This is a genomic window from Paenibacillus macerans (assembly GCF_900454495.1).
GTDB lineage: Bacteria > Bacillota > Bacilli > Paenibacillales > Paenibacillaceae > Fontibacillus > Fontibacillus macerans.
In genome coordinates, this window is record NZ_UGSI01000001.1 from 4,950,415 (window position 1) to 4,971,466 (window position 21,052).

General features: G+C 48.8%; 21 protein-coding genes. 3 read left to right on the forward strand and 18 right to left on the reverse strand.

Going from position 1 to position 21,052, the window contains the following annotated elements:
- The first annotated feature begins 311 nt into the window (after window positions 1-311).
- Window positions 312-506, forward strand: coding sequence for a hypothetical protein (locus tag DYE26_RS33185; RefSeq protein WP_124333556.1), 195 nt, complete (start codon window positions 312-314; stop codon window positions 504-506).
- A gap of 94 nt (window positions 507-600) precedes the next feature.
- Here DYE26_RS33185 and DYE26_RS21990 read toward each other — a convergent pair whose 3' ends face one another.
- From DYE26_RS21990 to DYE26_RS22055, 14 genes are all read right to left on the reverse strand, one after another.
- Window positions 601-1,350, reverse strand: a complete 750-nt coding sequence (locus DYE26_RS21990; RefSeq protein WP_036627092.1) for a hypothetical protein — start codon at window positions 1,348-1,350, stop codon at window positions 601-603.
- 280 nt (window positions 1,351-1,630) lie between these two features.
- Window positions 1,631-3,037: a glucuronate isomerase gene (gene uxaC / locus DYE26_RS21995; RefSeq protein ID WP_036627094.1), complete on the reverse strand. Its 1,407-nt coding sequence runs from the start codon at window positions 3,035-3,037 to the stop codon at window positions 1,631-1,633.
- Window positions 3,038-3,515: 478 nt separating this feature from the next.
- Window positions 3,516-4,568, reverse strand: a complete 1,053-nt coding sequence (locus tag DYE26_RS22000; protein ID WP_036627095.1) for an ABC transporter substrate-binding protein — start codon at window positions 4,566-4,568, stop codon at window positions 3,516-3,518.
- A 479-nt stretch (window positions 4,569-5,047) separates the two neighbouring features.
- Window positions 5,048-5,854 carry an ABC transporter permease gene (locus tag DYE26_RS22005; RefSeq protein ID WP_036627096.1) on the reverse strand — a complete coding sequence of 269 codons (807 nt, stop codon included), beginning with the start codon at window positions 5,852-5,854 and terminating at the stop codon, window positions 5,048-5,050.
- Window positions 5,851-6,702, reverse strand: coding sequence for an ABC transporter permease (locus DYE26_RS22010; RefSeq protein WP_036627098.1), 852 nt, complete (start codon window positions 6,700-6,702; stop codon window positions 5,851-5,853). Before DYE26_RS22010 ends, DYE26_RS22005 begins: the two co-directional genes overlap by 4 nt.
- Window positions 6,699-7,673: an ABC transporter ATP-binding protein gene (locus tag DYE26_RS22015; protein ID WP_036627099.1), complete on the reverse strand. Its 975-nt coding sequence runs from the start codon at window positions 7,671-7,673 to the stop codon at window positions 6,699-6,701. The genes DYE26_RS22010 and DYE26_RS22015 overlap by 4 nt, the downstream gene beginning before the upstream one ends.
- Window positions 7,674-8,300: 627 nt before the next feature.
- On the reverse strand, window positions 8,301-9,656 hold the full coding sequence (locus tag DYE26_RS22020) for an FAD-dependent oxidoreductase (protein WP_036627101.1): 1,356 nt from the start codon (window positions 9,654-9,656) through the stop codon (window positions 8,301-8,303).
- Window positions 9,657-9,709: 53 nt separating this feature from the next.
- A complete protein-coding gene (locus DYE26_RS22025) occupies window positions 9,710-10,567 on the reverse strand; it encodes a carbohydrate ABC transporter permease (protein WP_036627103.1) in 858 nt (285 codons plus the stop codon).
- A complete protein-coding gene (locus DYE26_RS22030) occupies window positions 10,557-11,504 on the reverse strand; it encodes a carbohydrate ABC transporter permease (protein ID WP_036627105.1) in 948 nt (315 codons plus the stop codon). The genes DYE26_RS22025 and DYE26_RS22030 overlap by 11 nt, the downstream gene beginning before the upstream one ends.
- Window positions 11,505-11,563: 59 nt before the next feature.
- Window positions 11,564-12,256, reverse strand: a complete 693-nt coding sequence (locus tag DYE26_RS22035) for a hypothetical protein (protein WP_036627106.1) — start codon at window positions 12,254-12,256, stop codon at window positions 11,564-11,566.
- 30 nt (window positions 12,257-12,286) lie between these two features.
- Window positions 12,287-13,588 (reverse strand): ABC transporter substrate-binding protein, encoded by a 1,302-nt coding sequence (locus tag DYE26_RS22040; protein ID WP_036627108.1) that lies wholly within the window; start codon window positions 13,586-13,588, stop codon window positions 12,287-12,289.
- A gap of 175 nt (window positions 13,589-13,763) precedes the next feature.
- Entirely contained in the window at window positions 13,764-14,528 is a 765-nt protein-coding gene (locus DYE26_RS22045) for a response regulator transcription factor (RefSeq protein ID WP_036627111.1), read from the reverse strand.
- Window positions 14,525-16,375, reverse strand: a complete 1,851-nt coding sequence (locus tag DYE26_RS22050; protein WP_036627112.1) for a cache domain-containing sensor histidine kinase — start codon at window positions 16,373-16,375, stop codon at window positions 14,525-14,527. Before DYE26_RS22050 ends, DYE26_RS22045 begins: the two co-directional genes overlap by 4 nt.
- Before the next feature lie 340 nt (window positions 16,376-16,715).
- On the reverse strand, window positions 16,716-17,609 hold the full coding sequence (locus DYE26_RS22055; RefSeq protein ID WP_051985793.1) for an ankyrin repeat domain-containing protein: 894 nt from the start codon (window positions 17,607-17,609) through the stop codon (window positions 16,716-16,718).
- Between the two features lie 356 nt (window positions 17,610-17,965).
- Between DYE26_RS22055 and ccr1 the strand changes: the two genes are divergently transcribed.
- Entirely contained in the window at window positions 17,966-18,136 is a 171-nt protein-coding gene (gene ccr1, locus DYE26_RS22060) for an aCcr1 family cell cycle regulator (protein ID WP_115311264.1), read from the forward strand.
- Window positions 18,137-18,278: 142 nt separating this feature from the next.
- Window positions 18,279-18,524: a DUF6809 family protein gene (locus tag DYE26_RS22065; RefSeq protein ID WP_307719342.1), complete on the forward strand. Its 246-nt coding sequence runs from the start codon at window positions 18,279-18,281 to the stop codon at window positions 18,522-18,524.
- 713 nt (window positions 18,525-19,237) lie between these two features.
- On the opposite strand, the gene DYE26_RS22070 is transcribed toward DYE26_RS22065, so the two are convergent.
- The 4 genes from DYE26_RS22070 to DYE26_RS22085 form a co-directional block, all read right to left on the reverse strand.
- The gene (locus DYE26_RS22070) at window positions 19,238-19,576 is read right to left on the reverse strand and encodes an Imm3 family immunity protein (protein WP_082207988.1); all 339 of its coding nucleotides are present in this window, start codon (window positions 19,574-19,576) and stop codon (window positions 19,238-19,240) included.
- Between the two features lie 65 nt (window positions 19,577-19,641).
- Window positions 19,642-19,938 (reverse strand): Imm3 family immunity protein, encoded by a 297-nt coding sequence (locus tag DYE26_RS22075; protein ID WP_036627113.1) that lies wholly within the window; start codon window positions 19,936-19,938, stop codon window positions 19,642-19,644.
- Window positions 19,939-20,168: 230 nt separating this feature from the next.
- Window positions 20,169-20,606 carry a hypothetical protein gene (locus DYE26_RS22080; RefSeq protein WP_036627115.1) on the reverse strand — a complete coding sequence of 146 codons (438 nt, stop codon included), beginning with the start codon at window positions 20,604-20,606 and terminating at the stop codon, window positions 20,169-20,171.
- A gap of 23 nt (window positions 20,607-20,629) precedes the next feature.
- On the reverse strand, window positions 20,630-21,043 hold the full coding sequence (locus DYE26_RS22085) for a hypothetical protein (RefSeq protein WP_036627118.1): 414 nt from the start codon (window positions 21,041-21,043) through the stop codon (window positions 20,630-20,632).
- Window positions 21,044-21,052: the final 9 nt, after the last annotated feature.

Below are 21,052 nucleotides of genomic sequence, written 5' to 3' on the forward strand. Positions count from 1 at the left end.
CCGTTAAAGACTGGGGCCCGCCTGATAGCATGAGAATGCTCGAATTGAATATTTTCCCAATAATTCCTACGCAGGTTTTATGAATTGCATAATTAATGTAGGAGAGTTAAAATTAGGTATAAGGAAAGGAGTGAGATACAATAAAAAAAACTTTTCTTATTTTTTCAGTTTTAATGTTGCTGGTAAGTTGCAGTACAACTCTTAACTTTAGTGGTGAGAGTACCAATTGGAAAGGGAGCTATCAATCGACAATTAATACTAAAACCAGTAGTGAACAGGGCACTTATGAATTCCGCTTTAAAGGTAAAAAGATGAAAAATAATACTGTTGATGAGTTGTTAATAGATAATAATGGTAAAAATACCAAAATAACAGAAATCTCTCTACAAAAAGGAACAATAAAAGTACCAGTGACCTGCTCAGGTTGCGCAATATCAAGCAAAAATAATTCAATAAAAATTACAATAAAATGGGATAATACTGAGGAAACCTTTAATTTAAAATAGCATAAATGAAGAAAAGAAACTCCAATCTTAGGAAGATATTTAATCATCCCAAGATTGGAGTTTTTTCAAAAATTATCTACGAAACATTTTATGCTTAATTATTATATTCAAGATTATTCTGATGAGCTAGTTCCCATGTTGAGTCAGTTCCACGTTTAATTGTAATGTAGGAATTTAGGCCCATTACAACCTTACTTTCAACGGGATAGGACATAGCAGAAGTAGCATCGTATGAGAAACTATTGCCAGTCGGATATTTATCTGCGTGCTTCACCACAACCCCTCCCCCTGCTCTATTTCCTGTTACACCATATCTAACATGACGGTCAGACAATCTGTATTGGCTGTCAATATTATCCCATCCACCAGAAACAGAATCTAGCGTGTAAGTGTATAAATTTCCATTTCTAGATCTAGTAAAGTATACAGTTGAATAAGCTCTTATACCGTATGTTCCATCCCATTGCTCCTCATCTTTACTACCGAAAGGTCGAATAATTCCACTATCATCATTCTCAGAGACAACAACAAATGAGACAATTTTAAAGTTTTCGATTGTCTCATTATTCTTTTTCACCTCTAATAATTTTTGAGTTGTAGAAAAGTGTCTTATCACATCATTATCCGATACCGCCCCAAGTATTGACATGTGCTCCTTGAAGTTATTATCTGTTTCATCAGTGACTCCATTTTTGGCTCTTTCAAAAAGCAAATCGATATCGGTTATTTCATCGGCCCTATAGATAATTTTCCCATCCAAGGAAGCAGACTGAGCAAAACTGGTATCCCCAAATAGAGTCAGCAAAAAAACAATTGACAAAACTAAACTTGTAACCTTTTTCATAGAATCACTCCTTATAATTTTTTTTCTAACATATATAAATATATCATAAATGTTGGTAATTTTATACTATATTTTCCCTTTTATTATTTTACAAAAATAAAACTGCCTGAATAGCCACTTCCTTTTATCGATACTGGTTGAATCATCCATCCGGCAGTATCACGAAATCCGCCTCATTCCTGCCTAGGTGCCGCAGCAAAACAAAGGGGAAGGCTGCACTGCCGTCAGCCTTCCCCTAAATATTCACCGTAGACAGCCCATCCGGCCGTCCTTTCATTTTCTACTCCGGAAACGCAAAATACCGTTTGGCGTTATCGTGACAAATATCGGTCACCATGGTGCTGAGCAGCTCGAAATCCTTCGGCGCTTCGCCCCGCTCCACCCAATCGCCGAGTACATCGCAGAGCAAACGGCGGAAGTACTCATGCCGCGTATAGGACAGGAAGCTGCGCGAATCGGTCAGCATGCCGATGAACTGCCCCAGCACGCCGAGATTGGCGAGCGTCTTCATTTGCTCGATCATCCCGTCCTTGTTGTCGTTGAACCACCAGGCGGTGCCGAACTGGATTTTACCCGGGACGCCGCCGCTTTGGAAGCAGCCCGTAATGCTGGCGAGCGCCGGATAATCGTTTGGGTTCAGCGAGTACAAAATCGTCTTCGGCAGCGCCCCGTCACGTTCCAGTGCGTTCAGCAAGCCGGCCAGCGCGGCGGCGACGGGACCGTCATTGATCGCGTCGTAGCCGGTGTCCGGTCCGAGGCGTTTGAGCATCGCGCTGTTCGTGTTGCGCAGCGCATGGATGTGCAGTTGCATCGCCCAGCCACGCTCGGCGTACTCCCTACCTAGGAAACGCATCGTGTAGGACTTGTACTTCCGCTCCTCCGCCGGGGTGACGCTGCCTTTCTTGAGCGCCTTGTCGAAAATCGCCTCCACTTCCCGCAGCGTCGTCTCCTGGTATTCCATCGTATCCAGCGCATGGTCGGACACCCGGCCCCCAGCTTGATGGAAAAATTCAATCCGCTCCCGCAGAGCCTCCAGCAGCGCGCCATAACTGTCCACCGCTTTGCCCGCCGCCTCCAGCTTGCTTAGCCAAGGTTTGAACGTATCGCGGTTGATCTCCAAAAATTTATCCGGCCGGAAGCTTGGCAGCACCTTCGTGTCGAAATCCTCCAGCTCTTTGATTTTGAAATGATATTCCAGCGAATCCGCCGGGTCGTCGGTGGTGCATACGACGGTGACCTTCGATTTCTTGATCAGATCCCGCGCGCCAAACCCTTCGCCCTGCAGCAGGGCATTGACCCGCTCCCAAATCGCCGGCGCCGTCCGTTCGTTCAGCAGCTCGTCGATGCCGAAAAACCGCTGCAGCTCCAGATGCGTCCAATGGTACAGCGGATTTCCGAGCAACTGCGGCACCACTTTCGCCCATGCCAGGAACTTGTCGTAGTCGCCCGCCCCGCCGGTGATCAGTTCCTCGTCAACGCCGCAGGCGCGCATCACCCGCCACTTGTAATGGTCGCCGCCCAGCCAGGCCTCGGTAATGTTGCGGAATTTCTTGTTCTCGTAAATCTCCTGCGGGCTCAGATGGCAGTGATAGTCGATGATCGGCAGCTCCTTGGCATATTGATGATACAACTCCTTCGCCGTATCGCTGTTCAGCAAAAAATTTTTCCCCAGAAACGTTTTGGCCATTTCTCCGTGCTCCCTTCGTTTTTCAGCCTGATAGATTCCATAATATCAAATGCATGTTAACGTTAACATTACTAGTTGATTTAATTGTAACCGTTTTATCCCGAAACGCAAGAACAAAACTCGATTATGATTATTCAAGTGGATTCGCGCCCGGCGGCAGCAACTGGGTGTGTGATTCGTGATGTGCGCTTTGCCGGACGCCTTAGACGCGGGACGCATGGTCTGCCCCTTAACCGCAGTTGTAGGCGGTGCCGGAACTCCGGCAGCCATGCCGTTCATGCACAAACTTGCAATCGTCAAGAGCGTGCCCATAACTCTCATGTTGTTCGGTTTCATTTGATTTAGCCGCCCCTTTGCTAGGATACCCCCATTATCACCTGGCCGGGTGAAAGTCCTGCTTAAGCTTGCCGCCGCAAAAAAAGAACAGTGCCATGTCCCGCGCCTCGGGAAATCCATGACACTGTTCCTATGTCAACCGTTACTCGCGGCCGCTCTTCAATTCCGTCCAGTAGCGGTCGTAAACCTGCAGCTTGTCACCCACATCGCCGAGCCACTCGGTGCGGGACAGCTCATCGCTGGTCAAATTGATCATTTTGTCGTTCATATATTCCTGGCTATGGAATTCCGCCGTTTTCGTGTTCGGGTCGCTGTAGCCGATCGCTTCGTAGTTTTTCGCGCTGACTTCCGGATCCAGCATGAAATTGATGAATTTCTCAGCCAGCTCTTTGTGCTGGGAGTCCTTCGGAATCGCGTAGTTGTCCGACCAGATCGTACCGCCTTCCTTCGGCACCACATAAGCGACATCCGGATTATCCTTGGCAATGTAGGAAGCGTCCCCGGACCATACCGTCGCGATCCAGCCCTCTTCCTGAATCATCTTTTGCTTGATGTTGTCGGTGTCGAAGGCTAACACACTCGGCAGCAGTTTTTTCAACTCGTCGACAGCCGCGGTGATTTCCGTTTCATTGGTCGAGCTGTTGGAGTAACCGAGCTTTTTCAGCGCCATGCCGATGACTTCACGGTTGTCGTCCAGCAGGATCACCTTGCCCGCGTATTCGGGGTTCCACAGGTCTTCCCAGCTGTCGATTTCGTCTTTCACATACTTCTTATTGTAGGCGATCCCCGTTACGCCGGAAGTATACACGATCGAGTATTTATTCCCGGGGTCGTATGATGGATTTTTATAAGCGTCAGCTACGTTTGCGAAATTCGGAATATTGGCCATGTCCAGCGGAGCCAGCAGATCTTGTTTGATCATCGTGGCCACCATATAGTCGGAAGGCTGAATCAAATCATAGCCGCCCCCGCCGGCTTTGATCTTGGCCAGCAGGTCCTCGTTGTTGGCGAACACGTCGTAATTGATCTTCACGTTGTATTCCTTCTCGAATTGCGCCAGCGCTTCCTCATCGAAGTTGTCCGCCCAGCTGTAAATGTTCAGCGTCTCCTTGGACGAGCCGCCGCCGCAACCAGCCAGCAGCCCCACCATCATCGTTACCGCCAGCAGCAAGCCGGCCCATTTCATTTTTTTCAATTCTCAGTCTCCTTTCCTCTTCTTTCATCATGATATTGTTGCGTTGCATTCACTTTTGCCCAAGATTCCCGAAAGAGCTTCCCGGAACGGATCTAACGGTTGTAGCAGCGGCTATTTTCCGAAAAAAGACCTTTTCTAAACTCTAACGGTTGTGAGCGCAGCTATTTGCCTGAATCCAAGCAAAAATAGCCGGAATTAAGTGAAATAAACGCTATGGCAACCGTTACAATTTGAAATCAACGTTTTTGGAACAAATAGCGCTTGTGGCAACCGTTAGAATATTGGTGTTAGCTAGAAAATGTATCTTGTCAGATTAGATCTGGCCTAATAGTATTGGCCCTAACGGTCTCCGCAGACGCAGACGTTATTACGCTCCAATTGAGGTGTTTTGCCCTCGCCTCCAAAGTTCGCCGGGGCAGGATGTGTCCGCACCAGCCAGCCCCTTTGTCCAGTGCATCAGCCAGCACGTCCAGCGCTTCCTAAAACGGCAACACCGACTGTTTCTTTTGCCCCTTGCCGCGGTTCAGCACAAATTGAGCCAAGAAGATCAGCGTTACCGTGACCAGGATCAAAATCGTACAAAGCGCGTTAATTTCCGGGGAAATACCCCGTTTCACCTGGCCGTAGATATAAATCGGCAACGTTGTCGAATTTGGTCCGCTGACAAAAAAGCTAACCATAAAGTCGTCCAGCGACAGCGTAAAAGCGATCAACGCCCCGGAGACAATGCCGGGCAAAATTTGCGGCAGGGTCACGTGACGAAACGTCTGCCAGGTCCCGGCGCCCAAATCCTGGGCGGCTTCTTCCAGTTGGCTGCTCATACCGGACAGCCGGGTCGAGACGACCACATAAACATATGACAAGCTGAACGTGATGTGTGCGATCATAATCGTTATTTTGCCCAGCGGCATATGAAGCTGAGTAAACAGCACCAGCAAGGACAAACCCATAATAATATCCGGGACGATAATCGGCATATACAGCAGCCCGCCCATACCGGCCTTGGTCCTTCTGCCGACCTTGCGCATGGCCAGCGCGGCCAAAGTGCCCAGCAGCGTAGAAACGATCGTGGAAACGACCGCTACGGTCAAACTGTTGCTAAGCGCCTCCATCACATGCCGGTTGTCGAACAAGGACACGTACCAATCGAACGTAAACCCGCTCCAATCCGCGGCCAGCCTCGAGCTGTTGAACGAATAGGCGACGATAAACGCGATCGGCACATAAATGAAAATCATCATGATCAGGGAATGGATGCCCAGCAGCGGATGGCTTTTCGTCTTCATGAGCGCACCTCCCGCACGGTCTGGTACCTTGAGGTCATCGCCCGGTTAAACAGTCCGATCAGAATCAGCGAGGTGATGACGAAGATCACCGACAGCGCCGAGCCGAACGGCCAGTTGCGCGCCCCGAGGAACTGACTTTGAATGATGTTGCTGATCATCGCCGACTTCGCGCCGCCCAGGATGTCCGTGACGACGAACATGCCGGTCGTCGACACATAAACCAGCACCGATCCGGTCATAATCCCCGATTTCGTCTGCGGCAGCGTAATATGCCAAAACGCCCGCCAACGCGAAGCGCCCAAATCACTGGCGGCCTCAAGCAGCTTCTTATCCATCTGCTCCAGGGCAACGTAGATCGGCAACACCATAAACGGAATAAACGTGTATACCATGCCGAGCAGCACCGCGCCCCGCGTATATAGCATCTGCAGCGGTTCGGCGATCAAACCGAAGTCCAGCAGCAGTTCATTGACAACCCCTTGGGTACGAAGCAGCAGCACCCAGGCGTAAGTGCGGATCAGGAAATTGATCCAAAAAGGCACCGTAATCAGCACCAGTCCCCAGGTTTGCATGCGCGGACCGGCGTTCGCAATATAATAAGCCAACGGGTAACTGAGCAGCAGGCAGAAGACGGTCGTCAGGACGGACAAAACGATCGTATCCCAATAAATCCCCAAATAAAGCGGATCGAAAAACATGGCGTAGGCGTCGAATTTGAAGTCCAGCACCACATTGCCCAAACTGTCGCGGCCCATGAAGGAAATGCCTACGACGATCAGCATCGGAACCACCAGAAACAAACTCAGCCACAGTAGAACCGGGAGCAGGCTCAGGCTCGATTTTTTCATGACCCGATGATCACCTCGTCCTCCGGCTTCCAATCCACCCCGATTTGCTCGCCGACTTGATACGGATGGTCATCCGCCGCGTCCAGCACGATTGAAACGGTCATCGGCTCGTTATCCAGCTGGACGATCAATTTATGAACGCTCCCCAAATAAAGTACATCCTGCACTTCGCCGGTTCTTTTGGCGCTGGCCATGCCGCTGCCGCAGACGGTCCGGAGTTTCTCCGGCCGCACCGCAAACAGCCGTCCGTCCAGCGAAAAAATATTGTTCTCGCCAACAAAAGTGGCCGAAAACAGCGTCGCCGGGGAAGCGTAAATTTCGCGCGGCGTACCGATTTGCTCCACCCGGCCGCTGTTCATGATGACGATCCGGTCGGACATCATCATCGCTTCCTCCTGGTCGTGCGTTACATATACGAACGTGATGCCCAAGCTGCGCTGCAGCTGCTTCAGCTCGGCCTGCAGGCTTTTGCGCAACTGCAGATCCAGCGCTCCAAGCGGCTCGTCCAGCAGCAACACGCGCGGCTTGTTGGCGATCGCCCGGGCGATTGCCACGCGCTGCTGCTGCCCGCCGGACAGCTGGTGCGGGTAACGCTTGACGAGTGCGGTCAACTGGGTCATCTCCACCGCCTCTTGAATGCGTTCCTTCTGCTGTTTTGCCGGCATTTTTTTCATTTTCAGACCAAACGCGATATTCTCCTCAACCGTCATATGCGGGAACAAAGCATAATGCTGGAACACAAGGTTCAAATCCCGGCGGTTGGGAGGCAGATTCGTCAGATCGGTCCCATCCAGCAGGATTTTCCCCGACGTCGGATGTTCAAAACCCGCTATCATGCGCAAAATCGTCGTCTTGCCGCAGCCGCTCGGGCCCAGCAAGGTCAGGAATTCCCCTTCCTTTATGGTGAGCGATAGCGGATGCACGACAACCTGACCCGCAAAGTGTTTTTCCACCGCAGCCAGTTCAATCATCGATGCATCAACTCCTTTAGTCATTCTGTCATGGGAAGACGCCCCACGGCGCGCTCCCACAGGAAGTATAACCGCGTTTAGCGGCGTTTTTCTTATGATAAAAAGACGCGGCAACTTCGAAGTTTACACTTATATTTATCTTAAGAAAAAAAAGCCATATCCATTGGTATGGCTTTAGCAGGTTCACCGATTCATTTTTTGCATATTCACTATACCTTGTTTTGGCGCGGGTTACAACACTTTTCTAGGGATTTTACACAGAGGGGAAAATAGGAAGCTCATTCGCGTATTGATTTAGCTTGTCGAAATACTCAGCGAAAAATATAAGAGCAAAAAATGGCGCTATCTCGGCGAAATTCCCACTTCGAGCGAAATAGAGGACATTAATGCTGTTATTTTTGCGAATCGTCGGGAAATAGCCGCTTTTCGCACTATCCATTGAAAAATAAGGACAAAAAATGCCGCTAATGGCGATGATCAGGCTCCAACCCGAAAAATAGGACCATAAAGCGCCGCTATTTTCTGGTGAAGGGGTCCCAGCGGGGCCTCGGGCAGCCTGATTTTTGCATCCAGCCTCCCGCGAAGCCGCCTATGGTATAAGAAGGGGGGCGCCAGCCCCCGTCCCCTTTACACAATTGCCCCTTGGGCCTGCAGCATCTCCCGGAGCTGCGATGTATCCACTTCCGCCGCGGCGATCCCCGCTTTGCAAGCTAGAGTCGCCGCCGTACCCGCCGCTTCTCCCGTAGCCATGCAACTTGGCGTCAAGCGCGTGGTCGCCAGCGCTTCGTGCGTGGTGGATATGCAGCGTCCCGCCGCGAGCAGATTCACCGGACCTCGCGCCACGAGGCAGCGGTAAGGAATGCTGTAGGAAGCGTCATTTTCGATGGCAGCCGCCATGACCCCCTTGCCTGACGGATCATGCAAGTCGACCGGATAACCGCTCTTCGCAATACCGTCTTCAAAATGCCGTCCCGCCACCACGTCCTCCATCGTCAACCGGTACAGACCGTCGATCCGGCGCGACTCTCGGATGCCGATCTGGGGCGCGACCGAAGAAATAGAGGCCTTGGCGAACCCAGGCACCCGCGCTTGCAAAAATTCCGCCATCATCAGCACCTGCTTGCGCCCTTCCTCCTCCGCCAAGGTCAGTTCCTCGACATCGGTTGCGCTTAAGCCTTGAACCCGCGTGCAGTTGATCAGCACCTCGTCCTTCTCCGGTCCGATGAAAAACAGGACCTGATCGCGGTTGATCGGCACCCCGCCAGCCTTCCACTCCTTATAAAAGCCGGAAACCCCCGTGAGCGGAATACTTCCCATCTCCAGCTCGGCAAACGGCGTCTTGTGGTAAAAATTTTCGCGATCGGCCAGCATCGCCTTCCGAATCGCCTCCACGTCAACGCCCCGCATCCGGAACTTCATCGTCATCGGCTGCGACAGCCCGTCGCCCTCGCGCCCCTGAAGCGTCGGCGCCCCCGCCAGATAAGCGACGTCCGCGTCTCCGGACGCGTCGACGAACATCGCACCGCTCACCTTGATCCGCCCCGATTTTCCGGTAAGGGTCACGGACCGGATATGTTCGCCCTCACGCTCCACCTCGTCGACAAAACTATGCGAGACGAGCTTCACCCCCGCTTCGCGCAGCATATCAACGGCCAGCACCTTATATATCTCTGGATGGTACGGCGTCAACGTGTGCACGAAGCCAACGGTATCGCGCAGATGGCCGGGCGAGCCGCCGCGCTCCATCAGGCGTTCCACGATCTCCTGGGCGATGCCGCCGATGACCCGTTCCCCGCGCTGCGTGTGGAAGGTCATCCAAGGATAAACCCCGGCGGCCGTAGACATCCCGCCGACGAACCCGTACCGTTCGATCAGGATGACGCTGGCCCCCTGCCTGCCGGCAGCGATGGCGGCGGCAATCCCCGCCGGTCCCGCTCCGGTAACCACTACGTCCGCTTCCATCATCCGAGTCCTGCTATCCATTTCTTTCTGCCTCCCTGTAGTCGTTTTTAGTATACTGAACCGGCCTCCCCGAGCTATTCCTTCAGCCCCGTCATCGACACTCCTTCGATAAACTGCTTCTGCGCGAAAAAGAACACGATCAGCAGCGGCAAGGTCGCCATGACCGAAGCGCTCATCAGCAGATGCCACGACGTCCCCGACTCGTCGGTAAACAGCGATAATGCCAGCGGCAAGGTCATCAGCTTGCGGTCGTTGATAAAGATCAGCGGATCAAAAAAATCGTTCCAGCTCGTCAAAAACGTGAAAATGACCAGTGTGGCGATCGCGGGTTTCGCCAAGGGCAGCATGATCGTAGAATAAATCCGCAGCCGCGAGCAGCCGTCAATCATCGCCGCCTCCTCCAGCTCCTTCGGAATCCCTAGAAAAAACTGGCGCATCACAAACACCCCAAACACGCCGCCCGCGCCAAACACAGGCAAAATAATCAACGGCAAATGCGTATTGATCCATCCCAGCTCCCGCATAAACAGAAACATCGGAATGGCGATGACCTCGTTCGGAATCATCATCGTGCTGAGCAGCAGCAGAAACACCAGGCTTCTCCCCCAAAAAGGAATCCGGGCGAAAGAATATCCGGCCATGGAGGAGAAAAGCACGGTTCCCGCCGTGACCAGAAGGGCGATATACACGCTGTTGCCGTAAAACAGATGAAACGGGATCGTCTCCAGCACATCGGCATAATTCGCCCAGCGTACCGGCGACGGTATCAGCTGCGGCGGAAATACAAACACGTCGGCCGGCTGCTTGAGCGAAGTGGAAACCATCCAGACAAACGGGGTCATCATCACCACCGACACGGCGAGCAGCAGCACATAATGGAACAGGTTCCCGCCTGCCGCGCTATTTTTTTTGGCGAATAGACTAGCTTTCATTCAGAACCCACCTTTTTCTCATCTGCCATTGTACCAGCGTAAGCAGCAGGGTGATGACAAACAGCACATAAGCCAGCGCCGAAGCATATCCGAATTCGAACAGCTTAAAGGCTCTTTCCCAAATCGTATAGACCAGCACCTTGGTGCTGCCGGACGGTCCTCCTTGCGTCATCACATAGATTTGTCCGAACACCTTCAGCGAACCGATAATCGTCATCATCATGGTCAAAAAAATCGTCGGCGTAATCATCGGCACGGTAATCCGGAAAAAGATCCGCATTCTCCCGGCCCCGTCGATCCTGGCGGCCTCGTAGAGCTGGGCCGGAACCTGCTGCAGCGCGGCAATGAACAGCACCATGTTCAGACCGACATTTTTCAGCAGACTGGTCACAATGACCACGGGCATGGCAAGCCGGGTATCGTACAGCCAGGCCGGTCCGGTAATGCCGATCATACTCAGCAGTTGGTTAATGAACCCGGAATCCGTGGCAAACATATATTTCCAGACAATCGACCAGACCACCAGCGAGGTCATGACCGGAATAAAGATCAAGGTCCGGAAAAAGCCCGCCCCGCGAATATTTTTCGATAGCGGAAGCGCAAGCAGCAAGGCCAAAATAATGTTCAGCGGAACAAGCCCGGCGGCAAAGTAAAGCGTATTGCCCAGCACCCGCCAAAATTCCGCGTCCCCCGCGACAGCGCGGTAGTTCTCGAACCCGATGAAGTTAGCCTCGCCCAACAACGGCCAATCGGTAAAGCTCATATAAAGCGCCATAATTAACGGGACAAACAGTAGCAGGACGAACCCCAGCACCATCGGCAGCACAAACAGCCAGCCCGTTAAATTGTCCCCCCGGTTTAAGGAACCGGCCTTCCTCTCCTTCCTTCCGAACGGACGGCCGGGCCTTGCCGGTTTTATCGTTTCAAGTGTCGTCATGTCGCTTTTCCTCCTGTCTTTCGGAGCCTCGTGCATAGCAGCCGCAGGATGAGCGCCCTCTACAGACGATCGATCGCATTTCGCAAAGCGGCAACTTCCCGGCGAATTCCTTCCGCTTCATTGCCCGTAACCACCGCCCCAACCAGCAGCACCTTGACGCCGCTATCGGCCAAAGCCGGAATATCCTCCGGGGCGATTTTACGCTGGGTCGGCACAATGACCGGCAATCCGCCGTGTGCCGCGAGCCAGCGGTAATGGAGCAGATCGGCAAGGGTCAGCCTGGTTCCGTATTCATTGCCGGGAACGATGGAAGCCTCAAGCGCGCTCACCCCGAAAGCCCTTCCCCCTTCCACAATACCCCGGTCGAACCCGCTGTCGATCGCAAACGTTTTTGCCAACCCCGGAACCCGCAGCAGAAAAGAAGGGTGGTGAAAGGCGTAGATTGAGTAAAAATCAATACCAAGCTCCGGCAGTCGGGCGATTTCCTCCGGGTTTACCTCTTCCACCGCCCCTCCGGGGACGATCCCGAAAGGCCCGTCAAAGCGGGAGCGGATTTCCTTGAAGATGCCGGCGTAGCTCTCCAACGCGCCGAAGCGATTGCCGCTGGCCCGGTGCCCCACGTTGATATGCACCTTCAGACCGTCGGCCCCTGCGGCCAACGCTGCCTCCGCAAGCTTGATGTCGTTGGCCGGGAGGCTGACGAACAGCTGCAGCCCCGGCTTTCCGTTTAATGCTTGATCCAAACGATTCATGCCCGTTCCCCCTATGCTCAAAAACTGCCTCTATTTGCTCAGCAGGGCATCCACCTTGCTTTTTACCTCATCCTGAATTTGCTGCGGTTCGCTCCGCCCGGCAAACAGCGCGTCAAAGCCCGTCAAAATCTCCGTGTCGATGTTTTGCCAGCGGATATGCCCCGGCTGCACGACCGCTTTAGGCATTTCGTCGATGACCGCCTGCTTGATGTGCCCGGCGTCCGGATTGCCCTCCACGTTCAGGAACTCCTCCGAATTCAGCACCGATTGGCGCGGCGGCACGAAGAAAGCCGAAGTCTTCTGCACGCCCTCTTTGCCGGCCAGGAATTTCAGCAGCTCCTTGGCTTCCTCCGGATGTTTTCCGTCTTTAAACAGCACGTAGCCGGCCTGACCCATCATCGGAACGCTGCCTTTGGAGCCCGCCGGCATCGGCGCGATGCTCCATTGGAAATTTTGAATCTCTCTGGCCTTGGACACAAAGCTGTAGTTGTCGAAAATCATGCCGATTTGCCCGGACTCGAAATTAACCTGCTCTCCCGCCTTCGGATGCGAACCGTCCGTGAACATCATGCGCTTCAGCATCTCCAGGGTTTCAACCCCGTATTGGTCGTTCCAGGTGTATTCCGTCATCTCCGGATTAAACGGCCCGCTTCCGTTGGACCAGGAATACGAAGCGAGGATAATCCATGTCTTCCAGTCGCGGAAAAAGTTAGCCCCGTAAACGTTCGGCGAAGCAGCGCTCGTCTTGATCGCTTTTGCGGCTTCTTCGAACTTTTCCCACGTCCATTCTCCTTTTTCCGCAAGCTCGTTTGGCGTACTTAAGCCCGCTTGCTTAAACAAATCTTCGTTATAGAACACCACGCTGGGCGGAGTGGAAAACGGCAACCCGTACAGCTTGCCGTCCTGACGGAACAGTTCAAGCGTCGAAGGGATAATGTCAGCGCTGTCAAAAGCCTCATCCTGAACGATATCCGAGACATCGGCCAGAATGTCGTTAGCCATAAATTGCGGCACCATCCGCTCCGATACCCAGGCAATGTCGGGCAGCTCCCGGCCTGCCGCCAGCACGGACATTTTTTGCTGGTAGTCCGCAAACGGGATCGTGTCGATTTGCACCTCAATATTCGGATGCTGCTGCGTAAACGCGTCGGTCAACCCTTTGTACAGCTCGAGCTGCGCCGGATTTCCCCAAGTCGCGAATTTGAGCAGGACCTTCTCGCCGCCGGCGCTTCCAGCCTCTTCAGCCGTGTTATTCGGCTGTTTTTGTCCGGCGCAGCCGATCAGCGCCACCCCAAGTGTCAATGTCAACAATCCGGTCAACCATTTTTTCATATACCGCTTCCCCCTCTGCATGGTTCATATTCATATTCAAGTTCTAAGGTTAATTATATTGACATGTGAACCTATAAAAAATCACCAAACCTTCAGAAAAGGTACGATTTTTTTAGGTTTTTCTGGTTTTTGCCCATAAAAAAAAGGACTACATAACGTATAATGTTATGTAGTCTTACATTCCTTTCTGTTCCCGATAGGTTCCGGGCGTCATTCCGGTATGCTGTTTAAACACTAGCATAAAATGCTTCGGGCTCTGATATCCCGATAAACGGGCAATGTCGTAAACCTTAAGTTTCGTTGTCTCCAGCAGTTTGCAAGCGCGCCGGATGCGCGTTTCGGCGATATAATCGGACAAATTCCCGCCTTCCTCTTGCTTAAAAAGCTGGCTAAGATAAGAGGGATTAAGGTGCACCATACCCGCTAACGTCTGCAGGCGCAAATCGCCGTCGGGATGTTCGGCGATATAAGTCTTCAGCTTGCGGATAATCCTGCGCCCCTCGCTGCTTGACGGCCCTCCGCCCGGCTCGCTTTCGGGCCCGGCTCCACCCGCATCTCCATTTGAAGGATTCAAGGTTAGCCGAATCTTGTCCAAAACAGCCGCAAAATCCTTACGGTCTATGGGCTTCAACAGATAATCGGCGATCCCGAATTGCAGCGCCTTTTTCGCATAAACAAAATCTCCGTAGCCGCTGACAATGACGATCGGCATCCTATGACCCGCGGCCCGCAGCTTTTCCACCATCTGCAGCCCGTCCATTTCCCGCATCCGGATATCCGTAATGATTGCATCCACTACATTGCGTTCCAGGTAAGCAAGTGCCTCCTTCCCGTGAGCGGCTTCGCATACGACCTCAAAATCGGGGGCCGCGCGGCCGATCAAATCGCGAATTCCTTTACGGATAATATCCTCGTCCTCCACCAGCATAAGCTTGATCATCCGATGCCGACCTCCTGCTCCTTTTGTGTCACGAACGGCAGTGTTATGGTAAAAGCCGTGCCTTGCCCCAAGCTTCCATCGATTTCGAAATCGCAGTCGCTGCCGTAAATCAGCAGCAAGCGCTGCTTGATATTTTTAAGCGCCACTCCATGACCGTGTAACGGCGTCGCCGGCATTTTTGCAGCAGCAGCTCCAGCCTCCTCCAATAAACCCCGCAGAGCTGCCAACTCCTCCTCCGACATGCCCCGCCCGTCATCTCCGATGGTCAGCAGCACCTCATCCTCAAAGCGTGCGGCGGTTACATATACCGTTCCCCCTTGCTCACGGTCTCCGATCCCGTGCATGATCGCATTTTCAATCAGCGGTTGGAGCAGCAGTTTCGGGACCAGGAAATCGTCCAGCCCTTCTTCGATATCAAACATGGCCCGCAGCCTGGAACCGTGACGCATTTTTTGGATGTGAATATAGGATTCGGCCGTCTCAAGCTCCTCGCCAAGCCGGATGAGGCTTTGATCCTGCTCAACCGCGCTGCGGATCAGCCTGCCCAAAGCCGTGGTCATTTCCGAGACGTCCTCATTACCATGCTGCCGGGCAAGCATGCTGATCGACTCCAGCGTATTATAAATAAAATGGGGATGGATCTGGCTTTGCAGGGCGGCCAATTCCGCCTCTTTTTCCCTCATGCCGAGTACGTACACCTCATGAACGAGCCGGTCGATTTCTTCCACCATCCGGTTAAAACCGGAGCCGAGCCGGCCGATTTCATCCTCGGTCACCGCCGGCACGCTCTGTTTGAAATCCCCGAGCTCCACAAGCCGCATTTTCCTTACCAGCGTTCCAAGAGGTTTGGTTAGACGATAGGAGAAATAGGTGGCAAAAGCCCCGGCCAAAGCGAGGCAGACCATACCGGCGAGAAGCGTAAAATTGCGAAGTTCCTTGGTCTCCACAAGCAAGGACGCCACCGGAATATAGCTGACGATATTGATATCGGAATATTTTGAATAGTTGGAGACGACCAAATACTCGTTCCCTTCCATTTTGAGAAGCTGACTGGCCGTTTCCGAACGTCCGGAAAGCTCGCGGATACGATCCGGGAGCAGCTTGGACGTCTCCGTATCTTTCTCCGCAGGCGCCGTGTAGAACAGTTCTTCCCGGCTGTTTTGCACCACGATCCCGCCGTTTTCCTCCATCCTGGCATTATCGACAAGCTGCTTGAACAGCGTCTGCTTCAGATCGATTTTGACTAACCCAAGCGTCCGGTTTGTATTGGGCTCACGGATCAGCCGGGCTACGGAAAAATAGCTTTGATTGCCGTCCAGATAGTAAGAGGGCCGGTGCGGCGGAAGCAGCACCCAGGCGCCCCTCGCTTCCTCCACCCTGGAGTACCAGGGCTGCCCCTCCACGTCCGTGTAAGCAGCGATCGCACTTGGCGCCAGGCTCGAGAAAGTGTAACCGCTTCCCGCAAAAATTTGGATGCTGTCGATTTCCGGCCTGTCGAAGGTCATGCTGGCGATATAAAGCTGCATTTTGGAGCGCTCCTCCACCGTGGGCTGCTGATGCAGGCTGTCCTCTCCCCCATACTTGCGCAAGATGGACAATACCCCCGAATCGTATACAGGCATCAGCGTTAATCTCTGCATCTCCATCAGCGTCCGGTCCAAATTCCGGTTGATCTGATCCACCAATTGCGCGGTATAATCGGAGGTTCTCCGTTCAATGGAGCTGGAAAAATCCACGTAGGTCGCCACGCCCTGCAGACTAAGCGGAATCGAAATGAGCAGCAGAAAGATCAGCAAAATTTTAGCGCGAAGACTCCAAGATTTAAGCGGCTTGAACCGGAAAGACACGCTGTCCACACTCCTTCCGCCGGTCCTGTTTATTTTCACTCCATTGTACAGGAACATGGTGGGGATGACTACGGGATTGTCCCCGCTCTTTCGCCGCTTGTGTTCCCATGCATGCTAAAAAGCCCCCTCTCCGCATCGGGAAGAAGGGGGGCTTAGCCGTTGTTATGATTCACAAAATATAGACTTCTGAGTCACTCTTAGGTTGTGTATAAATAGCTTCGACTGTAGACATGGACTCAAGAATCCTCAGTTGATCCGGGCTAGCCAATAAGGGCGGACCAAGAACCTCCAATGCTGGTGGTATGTTTGTCAAGTTTTAAATGGAGCTTCTGCATGATGCTTATTGAACAATATATCCCTCAAGTAATTCAACAATACGATCTTGTTTACAGCGTTCCGCCAAAGTAAATGCATCCATATTTTTCATGAATTCATTTGTATATTTTACATTAGCATCTATTCCATATTCCAACAATATCTTAGATGCTTCATAATTACCTTTGCGAATAGCAGTAAAAAGCGGATTTGATTTAGGAGTGCTCACATCAATCATAATATTATGGGTTAACAACAGTCTAACAATTTCATTTTCAGATTCAGCAACTGCATTATTCAATTCAATGCCACTGAATTTATTCAAATCGGCCCCTAATAAAATTAAATCTTTTACCAATTCTACATTTCTTGATTTAATTGCAACATTTAATAATGATCCGTCCTTTGTGATTATGTTACAAAAAGCAGAATGATCATAAATTAATTTTCTATCATTATTTAAGACACCGTTCCTTAGTTTTTCAGAGATAACCACTATATCATCTTGTTCCCCCCATAAACAATCAATATTGTAACGTTTCTCATATGCTTCATACTCGTTCGATCCTGGCTTGGGTCCATTAATTACGGCACTCATAAATTCTTCTGGAGGGCAATAGTTATGCTCAATTACATAATGAAGTATCATGCTGGGGGCTGCGAATTTCTGTTTACCATCTTTAGTGATTACTCGAATTTCAAATGATCCTAATGCAGTGAAGTCAGTTGAGTTTGATTTTATGGGAACCATTCTTATTTCGTTAAAAGGATTTTTTACGTACAACAACAAGTTTTCAATAAACTCACTTGATACATTCCCTTTGCTATAATCATTTGCTTTATTCATCCATCCAATGTTTTGTGCATTTTCAAAATGATGAAGAGAATAAAAGGTGAAATCTCTGAAATACTCAGTCATTTTTAACACTCCGGTTATAATTTTGATCAATCAACTACACTATTTCTTTGTCGTCGAGGTTTATAATGCCACACTTCCTCAAACATTAATTTGTAGCCTCCTATTGTTTGTATAATCCTGTAAGTACATCCATAGCTGGACTGGTTCTTACCGACCCAAAAATGAACTCTTCCCAAGAACCATTTTTCACAAATAATTGTTGAGGAGTTGGTCCTTCTGCTGCTGGTCCACTTTCATAAGTGCCATGTCTTCCATCGTCTTTCCTTCATTAGTTATTTAACACTGAATCTATCCGTTGACTTATGTCCGACATAAATGTACAATACTTATGTCCGGCAAAAGTAGGAGGTGAGTGTTTGGCCGACAAGAAAATGGGTCGTCCAACAGACAATCCAAAGCCTAACAAAATTACCATTAGAATGGACAACGATACGCTTGAAAAACTGGATAAGTACTGCAAAAACAATAATATTGAGCGTTCAGAGGGTGTTAGGCAAGCTATTCATAAGTTGGACGATAAAAAATAAAAGGAAGCGGCGCACTCTCGACAAAGAACCACGCCACTTCCCACCTGCAATCACCTAAAAGGCAGACTGCATAAATATCCTATCATGTGCAGTCGGTCCTTTCAAGGAATTGCAAATATAAGAGACTGAAAGGATGTCGTATATGAAAAGCATTTTGGAAGAACTTTTTGACGGGAATATTAACCCGGCTGAACTAATTATTCCAAGAAATCCAGAGTATCGTCCTTTAAATCGTAAAATATCCGATACAATACTTATGTGGAAAGACAAGCTGTCTGAACACGATTTTCAAGAGCTCGAAGAATTGTTGGACTTACGCTCCCAAGCGGATCCATGTACGCCGAAGCGTCCTTTGTATACGGTTTTAAACTTGCCTTATGGATCATGATTGAAGTAATGACCGGAGATACGGAGCTTGTGCGTTAGTAAGATTAAAGCCTGCACGTACCAAGAGATTTGATAAAATAAAGCCGCCTCCGACATACACACGGAGGCGGCTCGACTATCGCAAAACGCATGCAAATATTATCTGTATCTTCTGTTTCACAATTTATACTCTTTTATAATAAATCCCCGGTTTTCTTATCTGTTATAAAGAACCTCGAACCTTCCTTGAGTGTGCATTTTTGTTAGCCATGCAAAGAAGTCAACATCATCTTCATTACTCCATGGGTCGAAATCAACTACTTTTCCCGCTGATATTCTACCTCGTATACTACCTTACCGTTATTTCTTAGTCTGAATACACGAGCTTCATCATTAAGATTTTCAAAATCCATCGTAAATTTAGAGTTACTGAGATTGTAGATATTATTATGTAAAACTATTTGAATCTCATCAGTATAAGAAAACACAGCAAAAATACTACCATCCTTAAAAACATGTGAACCAATTATTTCCTTCTTATCAGCTTCTTACTTGCTAAATATCATTTCCTCGCAAAGTTCAACATTAAAAAGCTTTAAATACTCACTGAAATTTCTTAGATAACCTTCTTTTATAGACCATTTTTCGCACGTAATCATTTTTTAAATCTCCTAGTAATTTGTCAACATCAGGATTTGGCCGAGTAGCAGGATCAAAAATATCAGCCCTAGCCTCCTAATGAGTATCGTCCGAAAGATGATTTAATACTCTCCTAATTCGCAATTGAAGCTTTTGTTTTTCATCATTAGAAAGTTGTTCGCCTACCTCATCAACATTAAATTCCTTTAGAGTATTTTTAATATTCTGATATTCAATGGACTCCGTCAAACTATCATTTAGTAAACGTTCAGCAAGCGTAGTGTAAACCACAATTTTTTCACTCTTTGTATTTCTACAATCCCTTTTAAAACGGTCAAGGACGACTTTAGCTATTACATCCTTTGTTTCACTATCTGAAGAAATAGAACTATAGTAACGATTAACTTCATTGGTCATTTCATCATAGTACCACATGGCTCTCGCATTATTAGTTACAGGCTTATTGTTGAGATTGTATAAAACCTGAACTTTTCGTGTAATCAGTCTTGATATTGGATACTCGATAGTTCTTGTTCTAAAGAGTCATAGTCTATTTCGTTTAAATATTGTAACAAGTAGTCTTTTGATTTATAAAATACATAAGGTTGCTTTAATACCAGTTCACAATATCTTATTAATACCGTAGCTTTTTCAAGGTCCCCCTTACTCATGATTAACTCAAGATCCTCGTATGTTTTGGCCAATGCCTCAAGATTACTCAAATTTTTATCTTTATACTCTTGAAAAGTCTCATCAAATAAATCGGTTATTTCTTCATAAGTTAACTTTTGACTCATGGACACCGCCCCTTTTGCTATTATTTGAAGAAAAAATCCGTACTATCATTTGTTTTCTAAAATGTAAAAAGGCTTATTCTCTTCAAAAAAGCTCATTCCTAACTTGTAGTCAAGTCGGAATGAGCCTTTGATCCATGGAAATATCCTCAAGTAATTTCGCTTCGTCGTTGCCTTGCTTAGAAAGTGACCAAACACACTAAATGTTTTTTGGTTCAACTTATATAGACACTTTATGCATCCTGTTTATGATAATTTATTGCTATCCCAGTATCCCCACCTTTTGGATCAAAATATGATAATATCTCACCCCAAGTATAATCATATTTTATACATGCCAGCTTTCTTTCAGTTGGTTCACCTAATTGATTCATTAACCATTCATCATGACTTTTTCTTTTTAATTCTATTTTATCTTCTGACCAATTGTCATAAGAATTTTTTAGTTTGGGGTCGGCATTTTTCAACTCAATAGATGATATACATTTCTTTTTAAATACAATTCTCAACCACAATTGTAATCCATCAATAATTTGTGGATTTTTAAAATTATATCTTTCAATATCTCCATTGACATAGCTATTTACTTCAGATGAAAATATATTTATAAAACTTCCGCTACTCATTCCATGAAATATCTCTTTATTGTTAATGATTAATTTTCCCTTCATCTAGTCCCATCGTTCTCATTTAATTAAATAGGCAAAGGGTACCTTTCAAGAAATTTACTTAATAGAGTGTTTTTATTAGAGATGACATTTTCAATTTTTTCATATGGTGAGTCACCATACTCTTCTACAATCTGTTCATTCAAGTCAATCAAAACCTGCTTTACTCTTTGATGTATACTTTCTTGACATCTTATCACAATTGCGTAATACCAGTCCTTTTTATTAAATTTAATTAAAATAAAACTGTGTGGGTCCTTAGGATCCTTTATTAAGCGAATAATCTCTGTATCAGATTCATAATCTTGTATATGTTTCATCTTATTGTCTTTAGTTAAATCAACGGGAATCTGCATTATGTCGCCTATATTCATTACTAGCTCATGAGTATATTCATTCGGAAACTCAAATTCGTATTGCATAAATGATCCATGTTCCATATATGTATC

What these genes read in the sequence shown, in the direction of transcription:
- DYE26_RS22075 (WP_036627113.1), bottom strand. Translation starts at nt 19,938, where the DNA reads ATGAGTCAAAAGTTAACTTATGAAGAAATAACCGATTTATTTGATGAG.
- uxaC (WP_036627094.1), bottom strand. Translation starts at nt 3,037, where the DNA reads ATGGCCAAAACGTTTCTGGGGAAAAATTTTTTGCTGAACAGCGATACG.
- DYE26_RS22065 (WP_307719342.1), top strand. Translation starts at nt 18,279, where the DNA reads ATGAAAAGCATTTTGGAAGAACTTTTTGACGGGAATATTAACCCGGCT.
- DYE26_RS22005 (WP_036627096.1), bottom strand. Translation starts at nt 5,854, where the DNA reads ATGAAGACGAAAAGCCATCCGCTGCTGGGCATCCATTCCCTGATCATG.
- DYE26_RS22070 (WP_082207988.1), bottom strand. Translation starts at nt 19,576, where the DNA reads ATGTGGTACTATGATGAAATGACCAATGAAGTTAATCGTTACTATAGT.
- DYE26_RS22035 (WP_036627106.1), bottom strand. Translation starts at nt 12,256, where the DNA reads ATGAATCGTTTGGATCAAGCATTAAACGGAAAGCCGGGGCTGCAGCTG.
- DYE26_RS21990 (WP_036627092.1), bottom strand. Translation starts at nt 1,350, where the DNA reads ATGAAAAAGGTTACAAGTTTAGTTTTGTCAATTGTTTTTTTGCTGACT.
- DYE26_RS22040 (WP_036627108.1), bottom strand. Translation starts at nt 13,588, where the DNA reads ATGAAAAAATGGTTGACCGGATTGTTGACATTGACACTTGGGGTGGCG.
- DYE26_RS22010 (WP_036627098.1), bottom strand. Translation starts at nt 6,702, where the DNA reads ATGAAAAAATCGAGCCTGAGCCTGCTCCCGGTTCTACTGTGGCTGAGT.
- DYE26_RS22080 (WP_036627115.1), bottom strand. Translation starts at nt 20,606, where the DNA reads ATGAAGGGAAAATTAATCATTAACAATAAAGAGATATTTCATGGAATG.
- DYE26_RS22015 (WP_036627099.1), bottom strand. Translation starts at nt 7,673, where the DNA reads ATGATTGAACTGGCTGCGGTGGAAAAACACTTTGCGGGTCAGGTTGTC.
- DYE26_RS22085 (WP_036627118.1), bottom strand. Translation starts at nt 21,043, where the DNA reads ATGGAACATGGATCATTTATGCAATACGAATTTGAGTTTCCGAATGAA.
- DYE26_RS22020 (WP_036627101.1), bottom strand. Translation starts at nt 9,656, where the DNA reads ATGGATAGCAGGACTCGGATGATGGAAGCGGACGTAGTGGTTACCGGA.
- DYE26_RS22055 (WP_051985793.1), bottom strand. Translation starts at nt 17,609, where the DNA reads ATGACTGAGTATTTCAGAGATTTCACCTTTTATTCTCTTCATCATTTT.
- DYE26_RS33185 (WP_124333556.1), top strand. Translation starts at nt 312, where the DNA reads ATGAAAAATAATACTGTTGATGAGTTGTTAATAGATAATAATGGTAAA.
- DYE26_RS22045 (WP_036627111.1), bottom strand. Translation starts at nt 14,528, where the DNA reads ATGATCAAGCTTATGCTGGTGGAGGACGAGGATATTATCCGTAAAGGA.
- DYE26_RS22025 (WP_036627103.1), bottom strand. Translation starts at nt 10,567, where the DNA reads ATGAAAGCTAGTCTATTCGCCAAAAAAAATAGCGCGGCAGGCGGGAAC.
- DYE26_RS22030 (WP_036627105.1), bottom strand. Translation starts at nt 11,504, where the DNA reads ATGACGACACTTGAAACGATAAAACCGGCAAGGCCCGGCCGTCCGTTC.